This window comes from Phycicoccus sp. Root563, from assembly GCF_001427915.1.
Lineage (GTDB): Bacteria > Actinomycetota > Actinomycetes > Actinomycetales > Dermatophilaceae > Pedococcus.
The window spans coordinates 405,385-429,701 of the sequence record NZ_LMGM01000002.1 but is presented as its reverse complement, the minus strand read 5'-3'; the positions used below and the strand labels follow the sequence as shown (position 1 = coordinate 429,701).

The 24,317-nt window shown below is 70.4% G+C and carries 22 protein-coding genes, 3 tRNA genes and 1 pseudogene; 13 read left to right on the top strand and 13 right to left on the bottom strand.

The annotated features are described in order from the left end of the window. The first annotated feature begins 59 nt into the window (after window positions 1-59). Window positions 60-791 carry a TetR/AcrR family transcriptional regulator gene (locus ASD62_RS19300; RefSeq protein ID WP_056917816.1) on the top strand — a complete coding sequence of 244 codons (732 nt, stop codon included), beginning with the start codon at window positions 60-62 and terminating at the stop codon, window positions 789-791. Between the two features lie 142 nt (window positions 792-933). On the opposite strand, the pseudogene ASD62_RS19295 reads toward ASD62_RS19300, so the two are convergent. The 3 genes and pseudogenes from ASD62_RS19295 to ASD62_RS19285 all read right to left on the bottom strand — a co-directional run bounded on the left by ASD62_RS19295 (window position 934) and on the right by ASD62_RS19285 (window position 2,873). Next, window positions 934-2,088, bottom strand: a pseudogene (locus ASD62_RS19295) (IS30 family transposase). A gap of 75 nt (window positions 2,089-2,163) precedes the next feature. After that, window positions 2,164-2,472: a helix-turn-helix domain-containing protein gene (locus ASD62_RS19290; protein ID WP_056917815.1), complete on the bottom strand. Its 309-nt coding sequence runs from the start codon at window positions 2,470-2,472 to the stop codon at window positions 2,164-2,166. Beyond that, window positions 2,469-2,873, bottom strand: coding sequence for a VOC family protein (locus ASD62_RS19285; protein WP_056917814.1), 405 nt, complete (start codon window positions 2,871-2,873; stop codon window positions 2,469-2,471). The genes ASD62_RS19290 and ASD62_RS19285 overlap by 4 nt, the downstream gene beginning before the upstream one ends. A gap of 423 nt (window positions 2,874-3,296) precedes the next feature. On the opposite strand from ASD62_RS19285, the gene ASD62_RS21060 reads away from it, so the two are divergent. Together ASD62_RS21060 and ASD62_RS19275 are read left to right on the top strand one after the other, a co-directional pair. After that, window positions 3,297-3,539: a helix-turn-helix transcriptional regulator gene (locus tag ASD62_RS21060; RefSeq protein ID WP_369818833.1), complete on the top strand. Its 243-nt coding sequence runs from the start codon at window positions 3,297-3,299 to the stop codon at window positions 3,537-3,539. Between the two features lie 9 nt (window positions 3,540-3,548). Continuing rightward, the gene (locus ASD62_RS19275; protein WP_082581073.1) at window positions 3,549-5,003 is read left to right on the top strand and encodes a tyrosine-type recombinase/integrase; all 1,455 of its coding nucleotides are present in this window, start codon (window positions 3,549-3,551) and stop codon (window positions 5,001-5,003) included. 10 nt (window positions 5,004-5,013) lie between these two features. On the opposite strand, the gene ASD62_RS19270 is transcribed toward ASD62_RS19275, so the two are convergent. The 6 genes from ASD62_RS19270 to orn all read right to left on the bottom strand — a co-directional run bounded on the left by ASD62_RS19270 (window position 5,014) and on the right by orn (window position 9,467). After that, window positions 5,014-5,089 (bottom strand) — tRNA-Lys (locus tag ASD62_RS19270). 57 nt (window positions 5,090-5,146) lie between these two features. Then, the gene (locus tag ASD62_RS19265) at window positions 5,147-5,785 is read right to left on the bottom strand and encodes a copper resistance CopC family protein (RefSeq protein ID WP_056917811.1); all 639 of its coding nucleotides are present in this window, start codon (window positions 5,783-5,785) and stop codon (window positions 5,147-5,149) included. 45 nt (window positions 5,786-5,830) lie between these two features. Continuing rightward, window positions 5,831-6,496, bottom strand: a complete 666-nt coding sequence (locus ASD62_RS19260; RefSeq protein WP_056917810.1) for a bifunctional 2-polyprenyl-6-hydroxyphenol methylase/3-demethylubiquinol 3-O-methyltransferase UbiG — start codon at window positions 6,494-6,496, stop codon at window positions 5,831-5,833. Window positions 6,497-6,616: 120 nt separating this feature from the next. Next, window positions 6,617-8,422 carry an alpha/beta hydrolase gene (locus ASD62_RS19255; RefSeq protein ID WP_056917809.1) on the bottom strand — a complete coding sequence of 602 codons (1,806 nt, stop codon included), beginning with the start codon at window positions 8,420-8,422 and terminating at the stop codon, window positions 6,617-6,619. Between the two features lie 176 nt (window positions 8,423-8,598). Next, a tRNA-His gene (locus tag ASD62_RS19250) sits at window positions 8,599-8,674 on the bottom strand. 133 nt (window positions 8,675-8,807) lie between these two features. Continuing rightward, complete coding sequence (orn, locus tag ASD62_RS19245; protein ID WP_255354156.1) at window positions 8,808-9,467, bottom strand: oligoribonuclease; 660 nt, start codon at window positions 9,465-9,467, stop codon at window positions 8,808-8,810. Window positions 9,468-9,537: 70 nt separating this feature from the next. Here orn and ASD62_RS19240 point away from each other — a divergent pair, with 70 nt between their 5' ends. The 3 genes from ASD62_RS19240 (at window position 9,538) to ASD62_RS19230 (ending at window position 12,121) form a co-directional block, all read left to right on the top strand. Beyond that, window positions 9,538-10,713, top strand: coding sequence for a PrsW family intramembrane metalloprotease (locus ASD62_RS19240; protein ID WP_056917808.1), 1,176 nt, complete (start codon window positions 9,538-9,540; stop codon window positions 10,711-10,713). Between the two features lie 10 nt (window positions 10,714-10,723). Continuing rightward, complete coding sequence (locus ASD62_RS19235; RefSeq protein ID WP_056917902.1) at window positions 10,724-11,968, top strand: M20 family metallopeptidase; 1,245 nt, start codon at window positions 10,724-10,726, stop codon at window positions 11,966-11,968. A 77-nt stretch (window positions 11,969-12,045) separates the two neighbouring features. Next, a tRNA-Arg gene (locus ASD62_RS19230) sits at window positions 12,046-12,121 on the top strand. A 54-nt stretch (window positions 12,122-12,175) separates the two neighbouring features. Here ASD62_RS19230 and ASD62_RS19225 read toward each other — a convergent pair. Together ASD62_RS19225 and thpR are read right to left on the bottom strand one after the other, a co-directional pair. Further along, window positions 12,176-13,063, bottom strand: a complete 888-nt coding sequence (locus ASD62_RS19225) for a DNA-3-methyladenine glycosylase (protein ID WP_082581070.1) — start codon at window positions 13,061-13,063, stop codon at window positions 12,176-12,178. Next, entirely contained in the window at window positions 13,060-13,632 is a 573-nt protein-coding gene (gene thpR, locus ASD62_RS19220) for an RNA 2',3'-cyclic phosphodiesterase (protein ID WP_056917807.1), read from the bottom strand. The genes ASD62_RS19225 and thpR overlap by 4 nt, the downstream gene beginning before the upstream one ends. Window positions 13,633-13,691: 59 nt before the next feature. Here thpR and ASD62_RS19215 point away from each other — a divergent pair, with 59 nt between their 5' ends. From ASD62_RS19215 to ASD62_RS19185, 7 genes are all read left to right on the top strand, one after another. Next, complete coding sequence (locus ASD62_RS19215) at window positions 13,692-14,582, top strand: hypothetical protein (RefSeq protein ID WP_056917806.1); 891 nt, start codon at window positions 13,692-13,694, stop codon at window positions 14,580-14,582. Between the two features lie 207 nt (window positions 14,583-14,789). Beyond that, window positions 14,790-16,460: a dynamin family protein gene (locus tag ASD62_RS19210; RefSeq protein WP_369818832.1), complete on the top strand. Its 1,671-nt coding sequence runs from the start codon at window positions 14,790-14,792 to the stop codon at window positions 16,458-16,460. Further along, a complete protein-coding gene (locus ASD62_RS19205; protein WP_056917804.1) occupies window positions 16,457-18,169 on the top strand; it encodes a GTPase in 1,713 nt (570 codons plus the stop codon). The genes ASD62_RS19210 and ASD62_RS19205 overlap by 4 nt, the downstream gene beginning before the upstream one ends. Before the next feature lie 150 nt (window positions 18,170-18,319). Further along, window positions 18,320-18,880, top strand: coding sequence for a single-stranded DNA-binding protein (locus ASD62_RS19200; RefSeq protein ID WP_157581647.1), 561 nt, complete (start codon window positions 18,320-18,322; stop codon window positions 18,878-18,880). 53 nt (window positions 18,881-18,933) lie between these two features. Further along, complete coding sequence (gene ettA / locus ASD62_RS19195) at window positions 18,934-20,616, top strand: energy-dependent translational throttle protein EttA (RefSeq protein WP_056917802.1); 1,683 nt, start codon at window positions 18,934-18,936, stop codon at window positions 20,614-20,616. Between the two features lie 197 nt (window positions 20,617-20,813). After that, window positions 20,814-21,734 carry an LLM class F420-dependent oxidoreductase gene (locus tag ASD62_RS19190; RefSeq protein WP_056917801.1) on the top strand — a complete coding sequence of 307 codons (921 nt, stop codon included), beginning with the start codon at window positions 20,814-20,816 and terminating at the stop codon, window positions 21,732-21,734. Window positions 21,735-21,804: 70 nt separating this feature from the next. Then, window positions 21,805-22,371 carry a GNAT family N-acetyltransferase gene (locus ASD62_RS19185; protein ID WP_056917800.1) on the top strand — a complete coding sequence of 189 codons (567 nt, stop codon included), beginning with the start codon at window positions 21,805-21,807 and terminating at the stop codon, window positions 22,369-22,371. A 48-nt stretch (window positions 22,372-22,419) separates the two neighbouring features. Here the strand turns inward: ASD62_RS19185 and ASD62_RS19180 are convergent, their stop codons facing one another. Further along, on the bottom strand, window positions 22,420-23,094 hold the full coding sequence (locus ASD62_RS19180) for a response regulator transcription factor (protein WP_056917799.1): 675 nt from the start codon (window positions 23,092-23,094) through the stop codon (window positions 22,420-22,422). After that, entirely contained in the window at window positions 23,091-24,287 is a 1,197-nt protein-coding gene (locus ASD62_RS19175; protein ID WP_235530799.1) for a sensor histidine kinase, read from the bottom strand. Before ASD62_RS19175 ends, ASD62_RS19180 begins: the two co-directional genes overlap by 4 nt. Window positions 24,288-24,317: the final 30 nt, after the last annotated feature.

The window sequence follows — 24,317 nt, the reverse complement described above, 5'->3', positions numbered from 1 at the left end:
GCAGTACTGCCCGTCGAGTCGGTCTGGTAAACATCAGGGATCGTCAACAGGGAGGTCCGATGGCACGCGAGGCAGTGACGAAGCGCGACACGCCCGGAACGGAAGACCGCCATCCACTCTCGCGCCGACTGATCTTGAGTACTGCGATCGAGCTCATGGACGCAGAGGGAGCACAGGGACTGACGATGCGACGGCTGGGGGAAGCCCTCGGCGTGGAGGCCATGTCCCTCTACCACCATGTCAACGGCCGCGAAGATCTGCTGGAAGGCGTGGTCGACCAGCTCGTGGACCAGATCCGAGTAGCCCCCGAGTCCACCCAGCCCCCCCACAGCGGTTGGCAATCCGTCATGCAGCTGCTGGCTCACGAGGTACGCCAGCTCGCGCTGGCCCACCCCAAGATCTTCCCGCTCATCGCGACTAGGCACCCCGCCGCCCCATGGTTGCGACCACCCCTGCGTAGCCTGCGAGTCGTCGAAGAGTTCCTGCGCGCTCTGACCGCACGCGGCCTCACCGACGTCCAAGCAGCCCGCGCCTACCGATCGTTCACCAGCTTCTTGCTCGGACATCTCCTCTTGGAAGCAGCCACGTCGGGTGCCGAGACGTCACCCGTCGAGGAACCCTTGGACGAGGGGGGCGCGGACATCTCGAACGGGGCCGCTCAACTGCCCATCGAACGTTTCCCGACCGTCCTACGCATGCAGACACTTCTCTCAGAGGACCGCACCAAGATCGAGTTCGAGGATGCGCTCGAAAGCCTTCTCAATCGGTTGGATCTCGAGCTGAGCCAATAGTCCGACCAGCTCGGCCACGCGACGGTCGTAGCCAGTGTCGCCGGTACCAGCGGTGGTGCGGACCAGGGCACCATCATGCACCTGCTGCCACGGGCGGCCGACTGAACGGATCCTGTTCGCTCAGCGGTGCGGCTTCAGGCGGTCAGCGCAACGCTTCGGCTAGTGATTCTGATGGTGTCTTGAAGCCCAGGGTTTGTCGAGGTCGGTTGTTGAGCTCTGCGGCGATGGCGTCGAAGTCGGTTTGGGTCAGGGTGCGGAAGTCGAGGCGGCGGGGCAGGTACTGACGTAGCAGGCCGTTGGTGTTCTCGTTGCTGCCGCGTTGCCAGGGCGACTTGGGGTCGCAGAAGTAGACCTGAACACCGGTGGCAATGGTGAACTGCTGGTGTTGGGCCATCTCGTGTCCCAGGTCCCAGGTCAGGGTCTTGGCCAGCGCCTTGGGCAAGGTGGTGACCGCGTCGGCCAGGGCGTGCGCGACGGCGTCGGCGCGGTGGTCCCCTCGGGGCAGGGCGACCAGCATCAGGTAGCGGGTCTTGCGTTCGACCAGGGTCGCCACCGGGCTCATGCCCTTGCCGAAGACCAGGTCACCTTCCCAGTGCCCGGGCTCAGCCCGGTCGGCGACCTCGGGTGGGCGCGCGGAGATGTTGACCGTGTTCGGTCTTGATCCGCGACCATTTGGGGTGCGAACTCCCTTGGGGCGGCGCAGGACCCGTCCGGTGCGCAGGTACCGTGTGGGCTCCTTGTTCAGCGCGCCGCGGGACTGGACGTACAGGCTGCGGTAGATGCTCTCGTGGGACACCTGCATCCGTGGGTGCTGGGGGTAGGTCCGTTTCAGCTAGCCGGCGATCTGTTGAGGTGACCACCGCTGGGTCAGCTTGTCCTCCACGATCGCACGTAGCCGCGGGTCCTTGGCGAGCTTGCACACCTTGGGCCGTGTTGCCCGAGACCAAGCCCGCTGGTCGGCTCGCACTGCCCGGTACCCGTGCCGGCCACCGTTGGCGTTGAACTCCCGGCTGACCGTTGACGGCGCCCGACCGACGCGGGCGGCGATGGCCCGAATCGACTCGTCTGCGGCCAGCCCACGAGAGATTTCCTCCCGGTCCGCCAAGCTCAACCTGTCAGCAGCACGCCTGCGCGGCTCCGGACGAATACCACCGCATTGGATCAGGTACGCCCGCACGGTCCCGGTGCACAACCCCAACGCACGAGCGGTGGGCTTGGCAGCCTCACCATTCTTCAGCCGGTCCCAGACCTGGTCGATCGCCTGCGGCGTCAACCTCTCGTAGTCGCCATGACCCACGACAACCTTCTCGACACAGTCGAATCAAGGAAGTGTTGCGCTGACCCCGTGAGACCGCCGGCATGAGCGGACGTCCTACGGATGGAAGGGCCTCAATGTCGGGCTAGGCTCTTGGGCACCCCAGCGTCCGAGTGCGACGATCGCCTCGCGCAGTGCGAGCCCGCGTTCAGTCAGCGCATAAGCCCGGGTGTTGTGGCGCAGTGGCAGTCGGGATAGCACGCCAGCCGCTTCCAGCTCGCGCAGTCGGGTCGCCAGCATGTTGGTCGGCGCTCCGAGTTCGCGCTGCAGGTCGCTGTAGCGCTGCGGCCCCTCGAGCAGCCGCTCCACGATAAGCAGGGCCCACCGGCTGCCCACGATGTCGAGAGCCGTGGCGAGGTCGCTCACTCGGTTGGATGGGTGGTTGGCTTCATCCAGAACGGCGAGTAGTGATAGCCGTCGGGGTCATCGAACTGGCGCTGATACATGAATGGGTAGTCGTCGGTGTCGCCTATCCGTCCGCCCGCAGCAAGGGCGCGCTCGACCAGCTCGTCGACGGCCTCGCGGCTGCCCAGGTCAAACGAAACAGTGACCTTGGAGGGGGTTCCCGGACCACCGACAAGCTCTTCGGCGCCCCCGACGCTCGCATACATCTCCCGGCTGCCAAGCATGACGTACTGCTCGGGCGCGATGGCGAAGCACGACACGTTGTGATCGGACATCTCGGCGTTGAGCGTCCAGCCGAGGGCGGTGTAAAAGGCAGTCGCGCGGTCGACGCTCTGGACCGGGCACGTGATGAAGAGGCTCATGCGGACATGCTTGCAAAATACAAGTTCGTCCGTCAAGACCTAAGTCCGGACAGCTCCACCGTCAGACGTGATCGACAACTGGAAGCGCGTTCTCATCGGCATGAGGGGACGTCATGTCGTGGCCAACACGCAGCGGTGTGCAGCACGCGCCGATCACGGCGTCTGAAGGTCCGGGGACTGGATGGCCATCGGTTGGCGGTCTGCGAGTAGTCCGCAGCCCGCGAGGTGACCCCCCCAGACCAACATCGCCAACTCGATGTCTCTTTGCAGGTCAGGGCCTTGTCGCCACCATCAGACTGTGCCGGCATGCCCCTGGCCATTCCGGCGTGTCGCCGAATGGCGGTGAGAAGGCCACGATTGCGCGCTGGCCCCCCAATGGTGCCCTTTCCTGTGCGTTGTCCTTCATGAACGGTCGCAGTTCTGATGACCGCGCCAACAGATGAGTGGGGGAGCGCCATGGATCTCAGGGAACAGACAGGACCGAGCCCACGGCCCCTTTGGGGCGCCGAGGACGTTGCCAGTTACTTGGGGGTCCCGGTGAAGACGCTGTACCAGTGGCGCCTGGAGCAGCACGGTCCACCGTGCCTGCGGGTGGGCAAGCACCTGCGTTACGTGGCGGACGACGCCGTGGGCTGGGTCGAGAGCCGCAAGCAGCACCTTTCCTGAGGAGACGACATGGCGAGACCACCCCTTCCTCTCGGATCATGGGGACGCATCTGGGTCAGCCCGAGTCCGAGCCGCCCCGGCGGCAAGTCCCAGTCATTCAGGGCCCGTGCGCTCTACCGCGACCTTGACGGAGTAACGCGCGAAGTCAAAGCAGAAGGCCGCACCAAGAGCTCAGCCGAAGCCACCTTGTTGGCCAAGCTGCGCGAGCGAGGCAGCGCGCGGTACGGCGGGTCACTGAAGTCGACAGACAGGTTCTCGGTTGCTGCGCAGCTGTGGTTCGAGCATGTCGACGAGATGGTCGCGGAGGGTCGCCGGTCACCCGGCACTCGTGATGCCTACCGACGCAAGCTGGACAACCATGTGTTGCCCGCCCTGGCGCAGGTCCGTCTGAGCGAGATCACCACCCCGCTGGTCGACAGCGTCATCCGGACAATCAAGACGCAGGTCGGGCCGCCGACAGCCAAGTCCAGCCGCACTGTCATTTCCGGGGTCCTGAACCTCGCGGTCCGTCACGGCGCCTTGGCCACGAATCCGGTCCGGGACGTGGAGACCATCGCATCCCGGGCGAAGCGGCATCCTCGAGCCCTTGACGAGGACGAGCGCCGGTCGTGGTTCGCCACGCTCGCGAGCGACCCTCAAGCGGTGGCTGCGGATCTGCCTGACCTGACCTCGTTCCTACTCGCGACCGGTGCCCGGATCGGCGAGGCACTTGGCCTTTTGTGGTCCGATGTCGACCTGTCTAACGGCGAGATCGAGATCCGACGACAGGTCATCCGGGTCAAGGGAGAGGGGCTCGTGCTGGTCGCCACCAAGAGCTCGGCGGGGGAGCGTACCCTTCGGCTCCCACAGTGGGCCTCGGAAATGCTTGAGCTAAGGAGTACGAGCGGGCACCACCAGGATGGGCCCGTCTTCGGCGACGCGCTGGGCGACCTTCGCCGGGCCCGCGCGCCCCGCGGCAGCAAGGCCAGGCAAGAACTCGGTGCAGTCCTGGCCGCCGCACGAAGGGCGGGCACGCTGTCGCGACCGGATGTGGCCCGGGCGCTGAGGTGGCCCCGGTCCCGAATCGATCTCATCGAGGCTGGCCGAGTGAAGGTCGACGTCGAGACCGCCGCACTCCTGGCGGACCTGTACGGCTTGAAGGTCAAGGAGCGGGCGGCCATGATGCGCCAGGCCGAGGAGGCGACGCGACCGGAGGACGGCGACGCCCTGGCCTGGATCACCTCGCACACCTTCCGCAAGACCGCCGCGACCATCCTGGACGACGCGGGCCAGTCGGCCCGGCAGATCGCCGACCAGCTCGGCCACGCCAGACCGTCGATGACCCAAGACGTCTACATGGGCCGGCGAGCAAAGAACCCCGGCGCTGCGGCAGCACTGGACTCGGCCTTCAGCCCGGCCACGAAGTCAAAGACGGACGGTTTCCCGGACAAAAGTCGAGGTCAGGCGGATGGTGCATCCGCCTGACCTGCAACGTTGGTGCGCCATCAGGGACTCGAACCCCGAACCCGCTGATTAAGAGTCAGCTGCTCTGCCAATTGAGCTAATGGCGCGCGAGGAGAGACATTAGCAGGACGATGCCGGGGACGTGAAATCGGCTCCGTGGCGCATCAGGACGACCCCCGTCGCCGCGCTGCGGCGACCAGCGCGGTACCTGCCGCGACGGCCAGCGCGCCGACGCCGACCGCGAGTCCGACGCGCACGGTCCGACCGTCACCGTCTGCGGAAGGCGTTGCGGTGGTGGGGCTTTCGTCGGTGCTGGTGGAGCTGGTCGTGGACGTCGGGGTGTCGGCGCCGGGGGTCATGGTCGGCTCGGGCGAGGTGCTCGCCGACGAGGTGGCGGACGCGCCGTTGACGGTGAACCTGGTGGTGTCCGAGACCGGGTGGCCGTCCTCGCTGACGACGCGGAACGTCACCGTGTACCTCCCGGCCGGGAGTCCGTCCGTGAGCGCCTGGGTGACGGTCGTGCCGTCCACCCTGGGGCGGCCGCTGCTCGCGGCGCCCGACGGGCCGGTGACCGTCACGGTGGCGAAGCTGGTGCTGATCGGCTCGTTGAACTCCAGGACGACCTGGCTCGGGGCCGTGGCCACCTGGGCGCCGTCGGCCGGGTCGACCGACTTCAGCGCCGCGTGGGCGTCCGCGGCGACGGCGGTGATGATCGAGGAGAGCACCCCGAGGAGCAGCCCCAGCACGGCCACCCACACGGTGATCTTGACGGTCCTGCGCTTGCGGTCGGATTCGAGGAACACGTCTGCCATCCTGCCCGAGGCGCACCGAGAGGGTTCACGGTGGGTTCAGGGCTCAACAGGTGCTGCGCCCTCTCGCACCAGTCCCTTGACGTGCCAGGCGATCCCGCGATGGTGGTGCGCCTGGGTGAACCCGCGGCTCTGGACCACGGTGAGCATCGACTCCGGCGAGTGGCCCCAGGTCCGGAAGGAGCGACCTCGGAGGCGCTGCACCGCGTTCTCAGTCGACACCAGCGCACGGCTGACGAGGTTGCGCGGTGGGTGGGTGAACACCAGCAGTCGCCGTGCGTGGTCCGCGGCAGTGGCGAGCAGGCGTTCGTGGTCCGGGTAGCAGCACACCACCCGGTGCAGGACGACGACATCGGCGGCAGGGACGGCTCCGGGGTCACGGACGATGTCGAGGATGCGCCGCTCCATACGCGTGGTCAGGCCGGCGTCGTCGGCGAGGCGACGCGCCGACTCGTCGTAGGAGCTGACGAGCTCGAGGTTGGTCGCCCTCGCGGCCCCGCGGTGCAGCAGCTCGAGCTGGATCTCGCCGACCCCGCCGCCGATCTCGAGGACCGAGGCGCCCTCGATCCCGTGGCTGGTGAGGAAGGCGACCACGTCGCGTTCGGTCGCACCGAGCCCACGGCGGCGGTAGCGGCGCTCGCGGTGGCGGGCGAAGCCGGGACCGAACATCTCGTCGTACCCCTGGGGGTCGCAGCATCCGGCCATGGGTCCAGTGTGGCCCGGCCAAACGGTGCGGGACAGGCCGACAGGGCGCCTCGTGCGAGACGCCCTGTCGGGTGGTGCGGGTGGTGCGGGGTGCTGCGGAGTCCTTGCGGGGTGCTCCGGTCAGAGCCGGGGGAGTGCCCCCTGGACCGGCGCCACGACCGGCGGCAGGATGCGACCCGTACCGCCCTGACGCAGCTGCTCCTGCTCCTGCGGCTGCTCGATCGGGTCGGTGAACGGCTGCTGGTCACCGACGCACCGGGTGCCTACCGGCGGCACCGCGGCAGTCAGCAGGTACGTGTCCACGGCCTTGGTGACGCACTCGGACGTGCCGTATGCCGTGTGGCCCCAGCTGTTGCTGGACACCAGCCGGCTGTTCGGCAGCAGCGTGGACGCCTTGACCGCGCCGGCGTAGTTGGTGGCGGGGTCCCAGTAGTTGCCCACGACGAGCACGGGGTTGGCGGTCCGCTTGGTGAACGGCCCGCGGTAGGCGTCCTCGTCGGTCGCCGTCCACGTCGAGGACGCGCACGGGGCCGACGCCCAGGACCAGAGCGGTCCGAAACCGGGGGCGTTGCGCTGCGCGGTCGCCGTGAAGTAGGGCCACAGGCGTGCTGAGCTGGGGTTGGTCCCGTCGCTGCACAGCACCGACTGGAACGCCTCGGGGGAGTTGTCGTACGGGAAGCCCCATCCGGCCCTCGCACCGGCCTTGGCGAGCTTGACCTTGGCGGCTCGGTCAGCGGCAGCCTTCGTCTCGGCACGGGCCTGGAGGGCAGCAGCGGCCCGTCGGGTGGCCGCCTTGCGAGCCATCGGGTCCTGCGTGATCGAGACGATGCTGCTGAGGTCCCAGTCGACGAACATCGAACCGTCGGGGCTGTAGAGGTCACCCAGCAGCATCGCGGTGGCGGTGGCGTAGTCGAGGGTGAAGAAGACCTCACCGGTCTCGGGGTCGGAGATGACGATCGGATTGGCCCTCAGGTCGGCCATCGCCTGGTTGAACAGCGTCCGCGGGTCACCCATGGCGGCCAGGTTGCAGAAGTCGGGCCCGGACGTCTTGCAGAGGTCGAGGATCTTCACCAGGGCGCGGTAGGCACCCTCGCCCGACTTGAGGCGCTGGGTCTGCGGCTCGGGGGTCGCACCCTGGCTGCCCGACCACGCGACGGGGTCGAGCACACCGTCGATGGCCACCGCACGGACGCGGTCCGGGAACATGTTCGCGTAGACCTGGCCGAGGTAGGTGCCGTAGGAGAACCCGAGGTAGGAGAGCTTGGTGTCGCCGAAGGTGCGCCGCAGCACGTCCATGTCGCGGGCGACCTCTGCGGTCGACATCGACGACACGAGGGGCTGCCCCGCGGTCGAGCAGGTCTTGCCGAAGGCCATGGCCGACTTGATGTAGGCCTCGCGCTGCGTCGCCGTCGTGGGGAACGGCGTGTTGAGCCCCGACAGGGCCTTCGCCTGCGCCCCGAGGTCCTTGAAGCACCGGACGTTGTCGCTGAAGTTGGTGCCGCGGGGGTCGACCCCGACGATGTCGAACTTCGCCAGGACGTCCGGCGCGAGGAAGAACGGGGCCGCGGCGGCGAACTGCACGCCCGAGCCGCCGGGTCCGCCGGGGTTGAGGAAGAGCGTCCCGATCTTCTTCTTCGGGTCGGCGACCTTGACCCGGAACAGGGCCACCTCGGTGGTGGCGCCCTTGGGCTGGTCGTAGTCGACGGGCAGGCGCACGGTGCCGCAGGCGCCGCGCGGCGTGATCACGCTGCAGTCGAACCAGGTGATCTTGGGGACCGGCAGGGAGTCGACCCGGCGGGCCTCGACCGCACTCGTGCGGTCGGGTGCCGGTGTGGCTCCGGAGGCCGCGGTGGTCGTGGCCGGCACCACCACCGCCCCGGCGACGAGGAACGCGAGCGCGCCCCCCAGCAGACGTCGAACCGACATGACCTTCCCCCTTCGTCGTGCCGTACGACCACCCGTGTGCGGTCCCCCCGGCCGCTGCACATCCTGACGCCGCGAGCGCAGCCACGGCAAGCAAATGCTCGAACTTGCGTAAAGTCGCACGGAAAACGCCGAACGGCCCCGGGTCTGCATCTCTGCAGACCCGGGGCCGTTCGGTATGGGGTGAGCGACGGGGCTTGAACCCGCGACCCCCGCGACCACAACGCGGTGCTCTACCAGCTGAGCTACGCCCACCATGCGACACGACCGGACAAAGGAGCCGGCCGCGTAAGCGTGGACCATCGTACCTGCTCCGGGGCAGTGCTCGTGACCACCCCGGGTGGGTCCCTGCGGCGCGGACCGTGGTCCGCGCCATACGTGCTCGCGATCAGGCGGGGGAGCCGTCCGCGACGGGCTCGGTGCCGTGGTCGACGACGTGACGGGCCGCGATGGACTTGGCGGTGACGCTGTCCGGACCGGGCTGGGCCACGAACACGGCCTCCCGGTAGTAGCGCAGCTCGGCGATGGACTCGCGGATGTCCGCGAGCGCGCGGTGGCCACCGGACTTCTTGGGGGAGCTGAAGTAGGCGCGGGGGTACCAGCGCCGCGACAGCTCCTTGATCGAGGACACGTCGATGATGCGGTAGTGCAGGTGGGCCTCGAGCTCGGCCATGTCGCGCAGGAGGAAGTTGCGGTCGGTGCCGACGGTGTTGCCGCCCAGGGGGGCCTTGCGCGGCTCTGGCACCCACTCGCGGACGTAGTCGAGCACCAGCTTCTCCGCGGCCTCCATCGTGGTGCCGCCGGCCAACTCGTCGAGCAGGCCGGATGACGTGTGCATGTTGCGCACGAAGTCGTCCATCTGCTCGAGCGCCTCGGCGGGCGGTGCGATCACGACGTCGACACCGTCGCCGAGCTGGTTGAGCTCGAAGTCGGTCACGAGCGCCGCGACCTCGATGAGGGCGTCGTTCTCGAGGGACAGCCCGGTCATCTCGCAGTCGATCCAGACGATGCGGTCGTTGACGGAGCGGTCGGTGGGGTTCTGCGTCACCCGCACACCCTATGGCCACCCCCGGACACGTGCCCCGCGTCGCGGGGCCCGCTGCACTAGCCTGCCCGTCATGACGTGGGGACAAGAGGCGGGGCATGCCGCGGGCGCGCCCGGGGCGGCCCCCTCCGGTCCGGTGCGGCGCAGCGGTCGTGGGACGTTGCGGCGGTGGCTGCTCGCGGGCGTCATCGTCATCGGTTTCGCCCTGGCCGCGGTCGTCCTCGCCGTCTACTACGGGGCCACGCTCGGCGTCGTGACGAGCCTGCTCGCCATCCTGCTCGCAGCGATCCCGCTCGGCGTCGTCATCCCGACCTTCCTGTGGCTCGACCGGTTCGAGGCCGAGCCGACCCGGTACCTGCTCGTGGCGTTCGGGTGGGGCGCCCTCGTCGCGGCACTGCTGGCCGGGATCTTCAACACCGGCGCCAACATCGCGTTCCAGGCCGCCACCGGCGGGACCGAGACTGCAGGCCTGGCCACGGCGATCTTCTCCGCGCCGCTGGTGGAGGAGGCGGTCAAGGGGCTGCTGGTGCTCCTGGTCTGGCGCCTGCGTCGGCGCGAGTTCGACGGGATCATCGACGGGATGGTCTATGCCGGGATCGTCGCCGCCGGCTTCGCCTTCACCGAGAACATCCAGTACCTCGGCCTGGCCTACGCCGACGGCGGGGACGCGGCCCTCACCGGGACGTTCATCGCCCGGTGCCTGTTCACGCCGTTCGCCCACCCGATCTTCACGGTGATGACGGGCATCGGGATCGGGATCGCGGCCACCACCCGCAGCCGGGTCCTCAAGGTCGCCGCACCGGTGGCGGGGTACGTCCTCGCCGCCCTGCTGCACGCGATCTGGAACCTGGCTGCCGTCACCGGAGGCGCCGGGCTGGTCACCGTCTACCTGTTCGTCGAGGTGCCGATCTTCGTGGCGTTCGGCGCGCTCGTGGTGTGGGCCCGTCGACGCGAGGGGCGGCTCATCGGCCGCTACCTCAGCGCGTACGCCGACGCCGGCTGGCTCTCGCCCAGCGAGGTGCAGATGCTGTCGACCATGGCGGGTCGGCGCAGCGCACGGGTGTGGGCGCGGTCGGCCGGGCGTGCGTCGCTGGCGTCGATGCGCAGCTTCCAGGACTCCGCCAGTGAGCTCGCCCTCCTCCGTGCGCGCATGCACCACAGCGCAGCCGACGACCAGGCCCTGCAGACCGAGCGCGAGCTGCTCGACGCGCTGACGGCGCGACGCCGGGAGTTCCTCGGCGCGTACTAGCGTGCAGGTCGTGCGCACCCTCGACATCGCCTCGACCATCGGCCCCGACCTCGTCCGACTCCGGCGCGAGCTGCACCAGGTGCCGGAGGTCGGCATGGACCTGCCGCTCACGCAGCGGGCCGTCCTCGACGCGCTGGACGGCCTCGACCTCGAGGTCACGCTGGGTCGCGAGCTGTCGTCGGTCGTCGCGGTCCTGCGCGGCCGTGGCGGCTCGCGCACTGGGACGGACCGCCCGGTCGTCCTGCTGCGCGGCGACATGGACGCCCTGCCGGTCACCGAGGACCTCGACCTCGACTACGTCTCACGCCACGTCGGCCGGATGCACGCCTGCGGCCACGACCTCCACGTCGCGGGGCTGGTCGGTGCGGCGCGGATCCTGCACGAGCTGCGCGACGAGCTCGAGGGTGACGTCGTGCTCATGTTCCAGCCCGGGGAGGAGGGACCCGGGGGAGCGGAGCCGATGATCCGCGAGGGCCTGCTCGAGGCTGCCGGCCGTCGTGTCGACGCCGCCTACGCCCTGCACGTCTACTCGTCCGAGTACGCGAAGGGGGTCTGGTTCGGCCGTCCCGGTCCGCTCATGGCTGCGGCGGACGAGGTCAGGGTGACCATCGTCGGCGAGGGCGGACACGGGTCGCAGCCGTTCCGGGCCAAGGACCCGATCCCCGTGGCCTGCGAGATCGTCGTGGCCCTGCAGACCCTCGTCACCCGTCAGTTCGACGTGTTCGACCCGGTCGTCATCACCGTGGGGAAGTTCGTCGGCGGCACCAAGGACAACATCATCCCCGACGAGGCGGTGTTCGAGGCGACCGTGCGCAGCCTCTCGGAGGAGGCCCGAGCCGAGGTCAGCGCGAAGATCGAACGGCTCTGCACCCAGCTCGCCGCCGCCCACGGCCTCACCGCCGTCGTCGAGCACCTCCCCGGCTACCCCGTGACGGTCAACGACGAGGCCGAGTACGCCTTCGCCAAGGACACCATCGTCGACCTGTTCGGCGCCGACCGCTACAGCCACCAGCGCGATCCGGAGATGGGGTCCGAGGACTTCTCGTTCGTCGGTCAGCTCGTGCCCAGCGCGTACGTCAACCTCAGCGCCTGTCCCGCGGCCGACCACGACTCTGCACCCGACAACCACTCGCCGCGGGCTGACTTCGACGACTCGGTCGTGCCGGACGGGGCGGCCCTGCTCGCCGAGCTCGCCCTGCGCCGCACGGCCCAGCTGTCGGCCCGCGCGCCGCAGGCGGCAGCGAGCTCTGACTGAGACCTCAGATCGCGGGAAAGATGCGGAAGGCGTCCGCCAGGAGGATGTTTCGCGATCGGTTAGTCTCTGGCCCACTGGCCCCCGTAGCTCAGCGGATAGAGCGAGTCACTTCTAATGACTGGGTCGCAGGTTCGAGTCCTGCCGGGGGCGCCATCCCATGCCGATGAGCCTGGGGCGCGGACGTGCCGGCTCGCCGCTCCGGCGTGGTCAGAGGTGCTTCGCGTATGCCGCGTGGTGCCACAGGTGGATGGCCGCATAGGCCCGCCACGGGGCCCAGCCCGCTGACCGGGTGAGCACCTCGTGCTGGGTCGGGAGGTCGAGAGCCTTGCGCAGGACGAGGTCGCCGTGGGGGAACGCGTCAGCGTCCCTGAGTGCCCGCATGGCGACGTAGTCGACGGTCCACGGCCCGATGCCGGGCAGCGCGAGGAGGCGGCGCCGGACCTCGCTGTGGTCCGAGTCGGGTGCGATGACCAGCCCTTGCGCACAGGCCTGCGCCAGGGCCACGACGGTGCGAGCCCGTGCCCCGGTCACGCCGACAACCGACTGAAGCTGCGTGGCGTCGGCGACGGAAAGTGTTGCAGGGGATGGGAACTCGCGCAGCGTGGAGTCTGCATCGAGGACTCCCCAGCGCTGGACGAGTCGTGCGGCGAAGGTCTGGGCGGCCTGGAGCGAGACGTGCTGGCCGAGCACCGTCATGACGGTGGCCTCGAAACCGTCGAAGGCGCCCAGGATCCGCAGCGTCGGGTTCGCGGCGACGAGCGGCCCCAGGACGGGGTCGCCGCCCAGGTGCCTGGCAGCTGCCGCGAGGTCGGTGTCGAGGTCGAGCCACTGTCGTACCCGGTGGCCGACGGCGCCGAGCTGGTCGACGGACCCTGGCCTGATCCGGGCGCTGACGGTGACCCGGTCCCCGGCGAAGTGCGCCTGCAGGAGGCGCGGTCCCGCCGGCGTCGGCACCAGCCGCTCGTACGTCCCGGTCGACGCCTCGACCCGCTCGAGCCCGGGCACCGCGTGGGCGAGGAGCGCGGCGAAGGCCTCGCGGGCGGCATACGGGTGGACGTCGACGACCGGGGCGAGGGCAGCGGCGGCTGGGCTCACTCCTCGCCACCGAGTGGCATCGTCGCGACAGGGCGGTACTGGCGCGGGCGGCCACCCGACGGCGCGTGCGAGGCGAACAGCGTCACCTCGTCGGCGTTCCACCGCGGACCGGAGTACGCGTCGAGCACCCGCAGCCAGCGGGTCGCCTCGAAGGAGTGCCGCGCCCGGGCCACGGTGAGGTGCGGCTGGAAGCCACCGCCCTCGGGTGTGGCGCCGACGTGGGCACAGGACGACCGGACGTTGCGCGCCAGCGCGGCCAGGGAGCCCCTGGCCTCGTCGTCGCCGTCGACCCCGATCCACAGGACCCTGGCGTCCGCCGCGTGCGGGAAGGCCCCACCCGAGTGCAGCCGGGAGGCGAACGGTTCGCGGTGGGCGGCGGCCTCGGCCACGGCGAGCGCGACCTCGTCGAGGCGACCCTCGGGGACGTCGGCCATGAAGGCGAGGGTGATGTGCCACAGCGAGGGATCGGTCCAGCGGAGCTCGCGGTCGGTGTCCCGTCGGGGGTCGAGGAAGTCCGCCAGGTCCTCGAGGGCGTCCTCCGGGGGCACGACCGCGGCAAAGATGCGCATCGCACCATTGTGGACGCCTCCGACCGGGATAGATTTGTCGGACCGACGAAGGGGTGGGGATGCTGCAGAAGGCGAGGGAGCTGTCTGGGGCGCAGGTGTGGTTCCTCACCGTGCGCGTGGCCGAGGTCGGGGTGGCGGCCCTTCTCGTGGGTGCGTTGATCGAGGCGCGATCCGCATGGGCCCTCGGCGCGCAGTACACCGGCCAGTCCGGCCTCGGGTCGGGGGTGCCCACGGTCTCGCTGATGCAGCGGATCATCGGCATGGCCCTCTTCGGCGGGTACCGCGCGCCCGTCAGCGTGCTGGTCGTCGCGGTGTCCCTCGCCGGCCTGCTGGTGGTCCTGCACCGGTGCCAGCCCGTCAGCCACACGCGGTACCTGCGGTGGGAGTGGCTCGTCCTGTGGGCGGTCGCGGCCCTGCTCTCCCTCGTGGCGAGCGCCATCTGCATCATCGCCCTGTTCGGCGACAACCCGTACGCCTCCACCGACCCCGGGGTCATCTCGGGCAGCATCGGCCCGGGGTACCACGAGCAGGTGATCGGCAACCTGTCCTGGCCCCTGGGTGCGCTCCTGCTGCTGGCCCCCCTCGGACTGTGGTGGGCCCGGCTGCCCGACATGGACGACCTCGAGGACTCCCTGGCCGGGCTCGTGACCGGGGTGCCGGAGGGGAGTGCGTCGGACGTCGGCACGCCCAGGACCGTGGCGGTGACCGAGCACGGTGAGGTCGGGCGACCTGCCGGTCCGTTCATCCCGACGGTCCGAACGGGCCGGTTCCCGAACCTGAAGGTTCCGCGCGCGTCTCGGTCCGCCCGCCCTGCGCGGGGCGGTGACGGGGACTCGATCTTCGTCGACGAGGTGGAGCAGATCGAGCCCGTCGAGCGCCTCCAGCCGCGCGAGAGTGACTCGGGGGACGGGTCCACGGCGAGCGGGTACGACGGGTACTTCCGGCGGTAGCCGGCCTCCCGTCACTGCCTCGGCGGCACCGGACCACCCTCGTGAACCCGCCGCGGAGGGGCCTCGTGGTCCTCCGGAGGGGGCGCACGACCCGATCGTTACCGATGAGGGGTCCGCAACGGTCTGTCGTGGCAGGTTGCATGCGGTCCGGTTCGTTAGGCTTGCGGTGTGATTTCCCGGGACGACGCCATGTCCATGTTGGGCGCCGTGACGACCCTCCGAGACCAGGTGGCAGACGCAGAGCTGCCGCTCGACATCCCCGGCGTGGCCACGGGTCGTGCGACCCGTGACTCGCTGCTCAAGCAGCTCGACGACTACGTCATCCCGCGGCTGCGGTCGCTGGACGCCCCGCTGCTCGCGGTCGTGGGTGGTTCGACGGGCGCGGGCAAGTCGACGCTGGTCAACTCCATCGTCGACGCCCAGGTGAGCCGGTCGGGAGTGCTGCGGCCGACGACCACCACCCCGGTCCTCGTGCACCACCCCAAGGACGAGCGCTGGTTCCTCGACGACCGGATCCTGCCCGGTCTGAGCCGGGTCACCGGCGCCGCGACCGAGGACGACGGCGAGGCCTCGCTGCGGATGGTGGCGTCCAGCTCCCTGCCGCCGGGCATGGCCCTGCTCGACGCCCCCGACATCGACTCGGTGGTCAGTGCCAACCGCGCCCTGGCCGGGCAGCTCCTCGCGGCGGCCGACCTGTGGCTGTTCGTCACCACGGCCGCCCGCTACGCCGACGCCGTCCCGTGGGACCTGCTGCGCCAGGCCTCCGAGCGCGGCACCGCCGTGGCGATCGTCCTCGACCGGGTGCCCCCCGAGGCGATGGCCGACATCCGCAGCCACCTCGCGTCGATGCTGCGCGACCAGGGACTGTCGACCGCGCCCATCTTCGGCATCCCGGAGGCAGCCCTGACCTCCGAGGGTCGCCTCCCCGAGGCCGACGTCGCCCGACTGCGGTCGTGGCTGTCGGCGCTCGCGAGCGACGCCCGGGCCCGCGCGGTGATCGTCAAGCAGACCCTCGACGGGGCGCTGGGCTCCCTCGAGGAGCGCACCGTCTCCCTCGTCGGCTCGACCCGCGACCAGGTGACGGCCGTGACCGCGCTCCACGAGGCGGCCGAGCTGTCCTACCGCGACGCCGTCCTCCACGTCGAGCAGGGCATGACCGACGGGACCCTCCTGCGTGGCGAGGTGCTCGCCCGCTGGCAGGAGTACGTCGGGACCGGCGAGTTCTTCAAGCAGGTCGAGTCGACCATCTCCAAGGTCCGCGACCGCATCACCGCCGCGATCAAGGGCACCCCACCCCCGTCCGGCGACCTCGGCGAGGCACTGCAGACCGGTGTCGCCGCCCTCATCCAGTCGCAGGGCCAGGGAGCGGCCGCCACCGTGGTCCGCCAGTGGCGTCAGCTGCCGGGCGGCGACTCCGTGCTCCAGGCGCACCCGGGCATGGCCAAGGCCTCGCCCGAGTTCACCGCCTCCGTCGAGCGCCTCGTGCGCGACTGGCAGGGCGAGCTGCTCGACATGGTGCGCAGCGAGGGCAAGGACCGGCGCACGACGGCCCGCATCGCGGCATACGGACTCAACGGGATCGGTGTGATCCTCATGCTGGTGGTGTTCGCGCACACCGGCGGGCTCCTCGCCGGCGCCGAGGTCGGCATCGCCGGCGGGACCGCGGTGCTCGCGCAGAAGGTGCTCGAGGCCATCTTCGGCGACCAGGCCGTGCGCGACATGGCCATCCGCGCCCGCAAGCGCCTCCTCGAGCGGGTGCGTGAGCTGTATGCCGCGGAGCAGCTCCGCTACGACCACGCCCTCGAGGGCGTGGCCACCAGGGAAGACCGGGCCGAGCGCCTGGCAGATGCCGCAGCAGCGGTGAAGGCGGTTCGATGAGCCCGTTGATCATGGGCCGGAGCAAGGTCAAGGGGATGAGCGCCGAGGAGCTGGGCGAGCGTTCCGCCGCCCTCAGTGACGCCCTCGAGGCCGGGGGGAGCCAGCTCGACCCCGGCCGCGTCGTCGACGCCCGAGCCGTCATCGAGAAGGTCACGGCCCGCACGTCCAGGTCCGGCAACCACACCGTGGTCGCGCTCGCGGGCGCCACGGGCTCGGGGAAGTCCAGCCTGTTCAACGCGATCGTCGGTGATGGCGTGGCAACCGTGGGCGCTCGGCGGCCGACGACCTCGCGCCCCATCGCCGCGGTCTGGGGCGATGACGACGCGAGTGACCTGCTCGACTGGCTCGAGGTGGCGCAGCGGCACCACGTGCAGGCAGCTTCCACGGGTGCTCCCGCGACCGGCGGGGGGAGGCCGTCGAAGGGTGCCCCGGCGGTGGCCTGGAACCTCGACGGCCTCGTGCTCCTCGACCTGCCCGACTTCGACTCCCGCGTCGAGGCCCACCGGCTCGAGTCCGAGCGCGTGCTCGAGCTCGTCGACGTGTTCGTGTGGGTGACCGACCCCCAGAAGTACGCCGACGCCCGGCTGCACGACGACTTCCTCAAGGTGCTGTCGACGCACGACGCCGTCACCGTGGTGGTCCTCAACCAGGCAGACCGCCTGTCGGCGGACGCCGTCACGCAGATCCGAGGGGATCTCGCGCGCCTCACCGCCGAGGACGGCATCGCCGGGGTGCAGGTCCTCGCGACGTCCGCGACGACCCGCACGGGTCTCGACGAGCTGGCGATGCGGTTGGGCACCGCCGTGGCCGCCCGGAACGCCGCGCAGGCACGGCTGGCGGCCGACATCCGTGCGACGTCCGGCCGCCTCCGGGTCGACGTCGCCGACACCGAGCACACCCTGCCCGACGCCGTGGACGCCGCCCTCGTCGAGGCGTTGTCCCGTGCCGCGGGGATCCCGACGGTCGTCGCGGCCGTGGAGCGCGACTACCGCAACCAGGCCTGGAGCAGGACCGGTTGGCCGTTCACGCGCTGGGTCCGGGCGCTGCGCCCCGACCCGATGAAGCGGCTGCGGCTCAACACCCGTGACTCCGTGGAGGAGAAGCTCGCCGTCACCGCGGGGGACGTCCGCTCGGTCCTGGGCCGCTCCTCCCTTCCCCCGCCCACCCCGGCGGCCAGGGCCGCCGTCGACCTCGCGACCCGGGGTGTGGGCGACGGTGCCGCCGAGGGTTTGCCGCACCGGTGGGCGGAAGCCGTGTCCGACGCGGCGACGCCGCCCGGTCCCGAGCTCTCCGACGCCCTCGACCAGGCCGTCGTCGGCACCTCCTTGAGGATGCGGGCACCCTTGTGGTGGCGGGTGTTCGGGATCGCCCAGCTGCTGCTCTCCCTCGTGGCCGTGCTCGGCCTGGTGTGGCTGGTGGTCCTCGTCGTCCTGGGGTGGCTGGCCATCCATGACGTCAGCACGCCGAGCCTCGGGCCGGTGCCGTACCCGCTGCTGATGTTCGCCGGCGGGTTGCTGCTGGGCCTGGCGCTCGCCGCGCTGGCGCGGTGGTTGGCCCGCATCGGTGCGCGCCGGCGAGGGCAGGTCATCCGTGGCCGCCTCACCGACGCGGTCGCAGCGGTGGCCGCGGAGCGGATCGTGGGGCCGGTGCGTGCCGTGCTGGCCAGGCACCGGGCGGCCCGCGAAGGCCTCGACCGCGCCTCTGCCTGAGGGCCCGACCCGTAGCCCGTCCACACCTCGTCGTCCTGTCACCGGCTGTCCACAGGTGCCGGCGTCCACCCTCCCGCGGCCCCTCGTCGCTCGCCACCCTTGCGTCCAACCCCGCTGACGGGGACGGACGAAGAGGATGAGGTGGACGACATGAACGAGATCTACACGACGGTCCAGGGACGACTGGTGGCCAACCCGGAGTCGCGGACGACACGCGGGGGAGTGCCCTTCACGGCGTTCCGGCTGGCGTCGACGGTGCGCCGGCCCAACCCGCAGACCCGCGAGTACGAGGACGGCCCGACCAACTTCTTCAACGTGACGGCGTTCCGCACCCTGGGGGCGAACGTCGGCAACTCGCTGAAGAAGGGCGACCCCGTGGTCGTCTACGGCCGGATGCGGGTGAACCAGTGGATGCGCAGCGACAACATCCCGGCAACCTCGGTCGAGATCGACGCCTACACGGTGGGGCACGACCTCACGTGGGGCACCACCGAGCTGGTCAGGGTGAGCCGGGCCCAGATGGACCAGACGGACCGGCTCTCCGACGAGGCGATCCAGTCCGTGCACGCCGAGCTCGAGGCCGGGAGCGGGCTCGACGCGGCGAACGACGAGTACGACGTCGTGCCCCAGCCCACGGGACTGGTGCCGCGCGAAGCCGACCGGGAGGACCCGGAGCGCGAGGACTCCGGTCGCGAGCTCACCGCCGTCTGAGACGGCGGCACGCGGATTCGGGCGTGGGGGCGGTGGCCGTTAGCCTTGCCCCCATGCCCGAGTTCATCTACGTCATGTCGAAGGCCCGCAAGGCCCATGGCGACAAGGTCATCCTCGATGACGTCACCATCTCCTTCTATCCCGGGGCCAAGATCGGCGTCGTCGGACCCAACGGCGCCGGCAAGTCCTCGGTCCTCAAGATCATGGCCGGGCTCGACCAGCCGTCCAACGGCGAGGCCCGCCTGACGCCGGGGTACTCGGTCGGCATCCTCATGCAGGAGCCCGAGCTCAACGAGTCCAAGACCGTCCTCGGCAACGTCGAGGAGGGCGCCGGCGAGATCAAGGCCAAGCTCGACCGCTACAACGCCATCTCCGCGGAGATGGCCGAGCCCGACGCCGACTTCGACGCGCTGATGGAGGAGATGGGCAAGCTCCAGGAGGCCATCGACGCCGCCGACGCCTGGGACCTCGACTCCCAGCTCGAGCAGGCCATGGACGCCCTGCGCTGCCCGCCGCCGGACGCCGACGTCACGGTCCTCTCCGGTGGTGAGCGCCGCCGCGTGGCCCTGTGCAAGCTGCTCCTGCAGAAGCCCGACCTCCTGCTGCTCGACGAGCCCACCAACCACCTCGACGCCGAGTCGGTCCTGTGGCTCGAGCAGCACCTCGCCGCCTACCACGGTGCCGTCGTCGCGGTCACCCACGACCGGTACTTCATGGACAACGTCGCGCAGTGGATCCTCGAGCTCGACCGCGGCCGCGCCTACCCCTACGAGGGCAACTACTCGACCTACCTGGAGAAGAAGCAGGCGCGTCTGGAGGTCCAGGGCAAGAAGGACGCCAAGCTGGCCAAGCGCCTCGCGACCGAGCTCGAGTGGGTCCGCTCCAACGCCAAGGCCCGCCAGGTGAAGTCCAAGGCCCGACTGGCCAGGTACGAGGAGATGGCGGCCGAGGCCGACCGCACCCGCAAGCTCGACTTCGACGAGATCGCGATCCCGCCGGGTCCGCGCCTGGGCTCGACCGTCATCGAGGTCAACAAGCTGAAGAAGGGCTTCGGCGACCGCGTCCTCATCGAGGACCTGTCGTTCACGCTCCCGCGCAACGGCATCGTCGGAGTCATCGGCCCGAACGGCGTCGGCAAGACCACGCTGTTCAAGACCATCGTCGGCCTCGAGGAGGCGGACGACGGTTCGGTCAAGATCGGCGAGACGGTCAAGATGTCGTACGTCGACCAGAGCCGTTCGGGCCTCGACCCGAAGAAGAACCTCTGGGAGACCGTGTCGGACGGCCTCGACCACATCCAGGTGGGCCAGGTCGAGATCCCCTCGCGGGCCTACGTGTCGCAGTTCGGGTTCAAGGGCCCGGACCAGCAGAAGATGACGGGGGTGCTCTCCGGTGGCGAGCGCAACCGCCTCAACCTCGCGCTGACCCTCAAGCAGGGCGGCAACCTGCTCCTGCTCGACGAGCCGACCAACGACCTCGACGTCGAGACGCTGGGCTCCCTCGAGAACGCCCTGCTCGACTTCCCGGGCTGCGCCGTGGTCATCAGCCACGACCGGTGGTTCCTCGACCGGGTGGCGACGCACATCCTCGCCTACGAGGGCACCGAGGAGAACCCGAGCAAGTGGTACTGGTTCGAGGGCAACTTCGAGTCGTACGAGGCCAACAAGGTCGAGCGCCTCGGTGCCGACGCGGCCCGCCCGCACCGGGTGACCTACCGCAAGCTCACCCGCGACTGACCGAAGCGCCAGCGCACCGACGCAGCCGCAGCCGCAGCCGCAACGCACCACCGCAGTTCGCACCGCAGCCGTAGCGCACCACCGCAGTTCGCACCGCAGCCGTAGCGCACCACCGCAGCCCGCTCCACCCACCCGGTGGCGCGGGCTGCGGCACACCCGCCGTTGTGGTCGGTGCGCGGCTGTGCGCAGGATGGAGCATGCGACTCGGACACCAGGTCTCCTACTTCTCCTGGCCGGGGGCGCCGGCCACGATCGGGCCCACCTTCGGCCGGATCGCCCGCAACAGCGAGGGGGCGGGTCTGTCGAGCCTGTGGGTGATGGACCACTTCTTCCAGATCTCGATGATCGGGCCGCCGGAGCTCGACATGGTCGAGGGGTACACCGCGCTCGCATTCGCTGCCGGACAGACCAGCCGGATCGGGCTGGGCACGCTCGTCACCGGTGTCACCTACCGGCACCCCGGACTGCTGGCCAAGACCGTCACCAGTCTCGACGTCCTCTCCGGTGGGCGGGCCTGGCTGGGGATCGGTGCCGCCTGGAACGAGGAGGAGCACCGTGGCCTGGGGGTGCCCTACCCCTCCACCAAGGAGCGCTTCGAGCGGCTCGAGGAGACGCTGCAGATCTGCCGGCAGATGTGGGCCGGCGACCAGTCCCCGTATGCCGGGCGGCACTACCAGCTCGACCGGCCCCTCAACGTCCCCCAGAGCCTGAGCCGGCCCCACCCGCCGATCCTCATCGGGGGAGGCGGCGAGAAGAAGACGCTGCGACTGGTGGCCCAGTACGCCGACGCGTGCAACCTGTTCGACAACGGTCTGGGCCCGGAGGGGATCCCGCGCAAGCTCGACATCCTGCGCGGTCACTGTGACGACGTCGGGCGCGACTACGACGAGATCGACAAGACGGTCCTGGCGCGGGTGGCCCTCAGCAGCGACGGTTCGGGCAGCGGCCCCGGCGGGATGCCGTACGCCACCGTCGACGAGACGGTGGAGCGGTTCGGGAAGCTCTCCGAGGCCGGGATCGACACGGTGATCATGGGACTGGCCGACAACACCGAGGACGCGACCTACGTGCTGGTCGCCGAGCTCGTGCGGCAGGTCGAGCCGCTGAGCGCCCGCTGACCGACCTGCCGCGCGCTGGTCTGCAGGAAACTCGGTTGGCGGCGCGCACCGCCATCGGCATGCTTGCGCCATGACCGACTACGCCGAGACCGATCGCCTGCTGCTGCGCCAGTTCACCGCGCACGACGCGGACCTGCTGATCGAGCTCGACAGCGACCCGGCGGTGATGCGGTACCTCACCGGCGGCGAGCCGGACCTGACGCCGGACGCCGTGCGGGACGAGGTCATCCCGAGCCTGCTCAACGCCTACGAGCGGTGGGACAGCCGGTTCGGGCTGTTCGCCGCCCACGAGAAGGAGACCGGGGACTTCATCGGCTGGTTCCTCCTGCGCCCGCTGCGGACGGGGCCCCTGGACGAGGTCGAGGTCGGGTACCGGCTGCGACAGGACGCGTGGGGCAAGGGGTACGCCACGGAGGGTTCGCGGGCGCTGGTGGACAAGGGTTTCGCGGAGCTCGGAGTCACCATGGTCTGGGGCGAGACCATGGCGTCCAACGTCTCCTCGCAGAAGGTGATGTCGAAGCTCGGCATGTCCGTCGTCGCCCAGATCCCGACGCCCGAGGACATGCAGGGCGTCGAGGGCGCGGAGCGTGGCGGCTACCGGTTCGAGATCACCAAGGAGCAGTGGGACCGACGCTGATGGCAACGGCCGGACCGACCGCCGGCCGGGTCGCCGGGGAGCAGGGCCTCAGGTGAGCCCGGCGTCGTGGACGATCAGCGCGATCTGCACGCGGTTGTCGGCGTCCAGCTTGGTGAGCAGCCGGGAGACATGGGTCTTGACGGTGGGGACACCGAGGTAGAGCTCGGCCGCGATCTCGGCGTTGGACCGTCCGCGGCCGATGGCCACGGCGACCTCGCGCTCGCGCTCGGTGAGGGTGTCCAGCAGCGACCTCGCAGACGTCGAGCGGTCGGTGTCGCCCGCCGTCACCGAGGCGATCAGCTGCGCCGTGACGGTCGGCGAGAGGGTCGGCTCACCCGCCGCCACCGACCGGATCGCGTCGACGATGCGCTGGGGAGGGGTGTCCTTGAGGAGGAAGCCGCTGGCCCCCACGCGCAGTGCCGACACCACCATGTCATCGGTGTCGAAGGTGGTGAGGACGATGACCCGGGTCGGCGTCAGGCGTGCGGACCCGGCCTGTCCCGCGATGACGAGCCGGGTGGCCTCGAGCCCGTCGCGGCGGGGCATCCGCAGGTCCATCAGCACGACGTCGGGCTGCGTGGTGCCGACCGTGGCGACCGCCTCGACCCCGTCACCGGCCTCCCCGACGACCTCGATGTCAGGCGCGCCGCCGAGGATCATGCCGAGGCCCGCGCGGACGAGCGGGTCGTCGTCCACGAGGACGACGCGGATGGTCTCGCTCATGCGCGCCACGGTAGCCGGGCGCGCACGACGAACTGGCCGCGCCGGTCGGTGCCGAAGGTCAGCTCACCACCCGAGAGCACCGCCCTCTCGGTCACTCCGGCCAGGCCCATCCCGGACTGGGGGAGGGGGTGCGCCAGCGCAGGCACCGCGACGGCGTTGCTCACCCTGATGTCCAGCCCGACCCCCGGTGCGCCGGTCACGGCGAGCGAGACCGGCGCCCCCGGCGCGTGCTTCCGTGCGTTGGTCAGGCACTCCTGGATGATGCGGAAGGCGTTGCGGGACAGAGCATTCGGGGCATCCTCGAGGTGGGAGACCTCGATCGAGGAAGCCACTTCACGACCCGCCGCGCGCTCCTCGTCGACGAGCGCCTGCACGGACTCCAGGCTCGGCTGGGGTGGTTCGACGCCGGAGGCGCCGAGGTCTCCCTTGGTCGGGTCGCGCAGCACGCCGAGGACCTCCCTCAGCTCGGTGAGGGCGAGGTGGGCGTTGTCGCGGATGACCGCTGCGGTCCTCGTCGTCTCGTCCGGTGTGAGGTCGCTGCGGTAGGCCAGGGCGCCGGAGTGCATGGCCACCAACGAGATCCGGTGCGCGAGGACGTCGTGCATCTCACGGGCGATCTGCGCGCGCTCGTTCGCCCTCGCCTCGGCGACCCGGCTGGCCTGCTCGCGCTCGGCCGTGTCGGCCCGGTCGCGCAGCGACGCCATCAGGTCGCGGCGGGCGCCGATGTAGTAGCCGATCGAGATCGTCAGCGACACGAGCAGGGCGCCGATGACGACGTTGAGGAGGCTGAACCACAGGCCGTCCCGGGTCGGACGCAGCGCCTCGTACGTGAGGCCGCCGGCGACGGACACCAGGGCAGCGAGGGCGACCGGGCGCCAGCGACGGTGGCTGGCCAGGGACACCATGGCGATCAGTCCTGCACCGACGGCCAGCGACGAGACCCCGCTGAGGGCGGCCGTGGCCAGGGCCACGGGAAGGGGGAACCGGCGGCGGAACGGCAGCAGCGCCAGCGCGACGACCCCGAACACGACCTCGAGGAACGGCAGCACCTCGGGGACCTGGGGCGCGCCGGGCTGCTCGGCGTCCGTGAGGACGATGCCGAACAGCACCAGCCCCACGGCGAGTGCGAGCAGCAGGCGCCACGTCTCGCCCCAGATGGTGCGGGGGAGCGGGGACGCGTTTCGCAGCAGCACGCGACGAGCGTATGCCGCCGAGCCCGGGCC

What these genes read in the sequence shown, in the direction of transcription:
- ASD62_RS19240 (WP_056917808.1), top strand. Translation starts at nt 9,538, where the DNA reads ATGACGTGGGGACAAGAGGCGGGGCATGCCGCGGGCGCGCCCGGGGCG.
- ASD62_RS19205 (WP_056917804.1), top strand. Translation starts at nt 16,457, where the DNA reads ATGAGCCCGTTGATCATGGGCCGGAGCAAGGTCAAGGGGATGAGCGCC.
- ASD62_RS19215 (WP_056917806.1), top strand. Translation starts at nt 13,692, where the DNA reads ATGCTGCAGAAGGCGAGGGAGCTGTCTGGGGCGCAGGTGTGGTTCCTC.
- ettA (WP_056917802.1), top strand. Translation starts at nt 18,934, where the DNA reads ATGCCCGAGTTCATCTACGTCATGTCGAAGGCCCGCAAGGCCCATGGC.
- ASD62_RS19180 (WP_056917799.1), bottom strand. Translation starts at nt 23,094, where the DNA reads ATGAGCGAGACCATCCGCGTCGTCCTCGTGGACGACGACCCGCTCGTC.
- ASD62_RS19260 (WP_056917810.1), bottom strand. Translation starts at nt 6,496, where the DNA reads ATGGCCGGATGCTGCGACCCCCAGGGGTACGACGAGATGTTCGGTCCC.
- ASD62_RS19200 (WP_157581647.1), top strand. Translation starts at nt 18,320, where the DNA reads ATGAACGAGATCTACACGACGGTCCAGGGACGACTGGTGGCCAACCCG.
- thpR (WP_056917807.1), bottom strand. Translation starts at nt 13,632, where the DNA reads ATGCGCATCTTTGCCGCGGTCGTGCCCCCGGAGGACGCCCTCGAGGAC.
- ASD62_RS19255 (WP_056917809.1), bottom strand. Translation starts at nt 8,422, where the DNA reads ATGTCGGTTCGACGTCTGCTGGGGGGCGCGCTCGCGTTCCTCGTCGCC.
- ASD62_RS19300 (WP_056917816.1), top strand. Translation starts at nt 60, where the DNA reads ATGGCACGCGAGGCAGTGACGAAGCGCGACACGCCCGGAACGGAAGAC.
- ASD62_RS19285 (WP_056917814.1), bottom strand. Translation starts at nt 2,873, where the DNA reads ATGAGCCTCTTCATCACGTGCCCGGTCCAGAGCGTCGACCGCGCGACT.
- ASD62_RS19190 (WP_056917801.1), top strand. Translation starts at nt 20,814, where the DNA reads ATGCGACTCGGACACCAGGTCTCCTACTTCTCCTGGCCGGGGGCGCCG.
- ASD62_RS19275 (WP_082581073.1), top strand. Translation starts at nt 3,549, where the DNA reads ATGGCGAGACCACCCCTTCCTCTCGGATCATGGGGACGCATCTGGGTC.
- ASD62_RS19185 (WP_056917800.1), top strand. Translation starts at nt 21,805, where the DNA reads ATGACCGACTACGCCGAGACCGATCGCCTGCTGCTGCGCCAGTTCACC.
- ASD62_RS21060 (WP_369818833.1), top strand. Translation starts at nt 3,297, where the DNA reads ATGACCGCGCCAACAGATGAGTGGGGGAGCGCCATGGATCTCAGGGAA.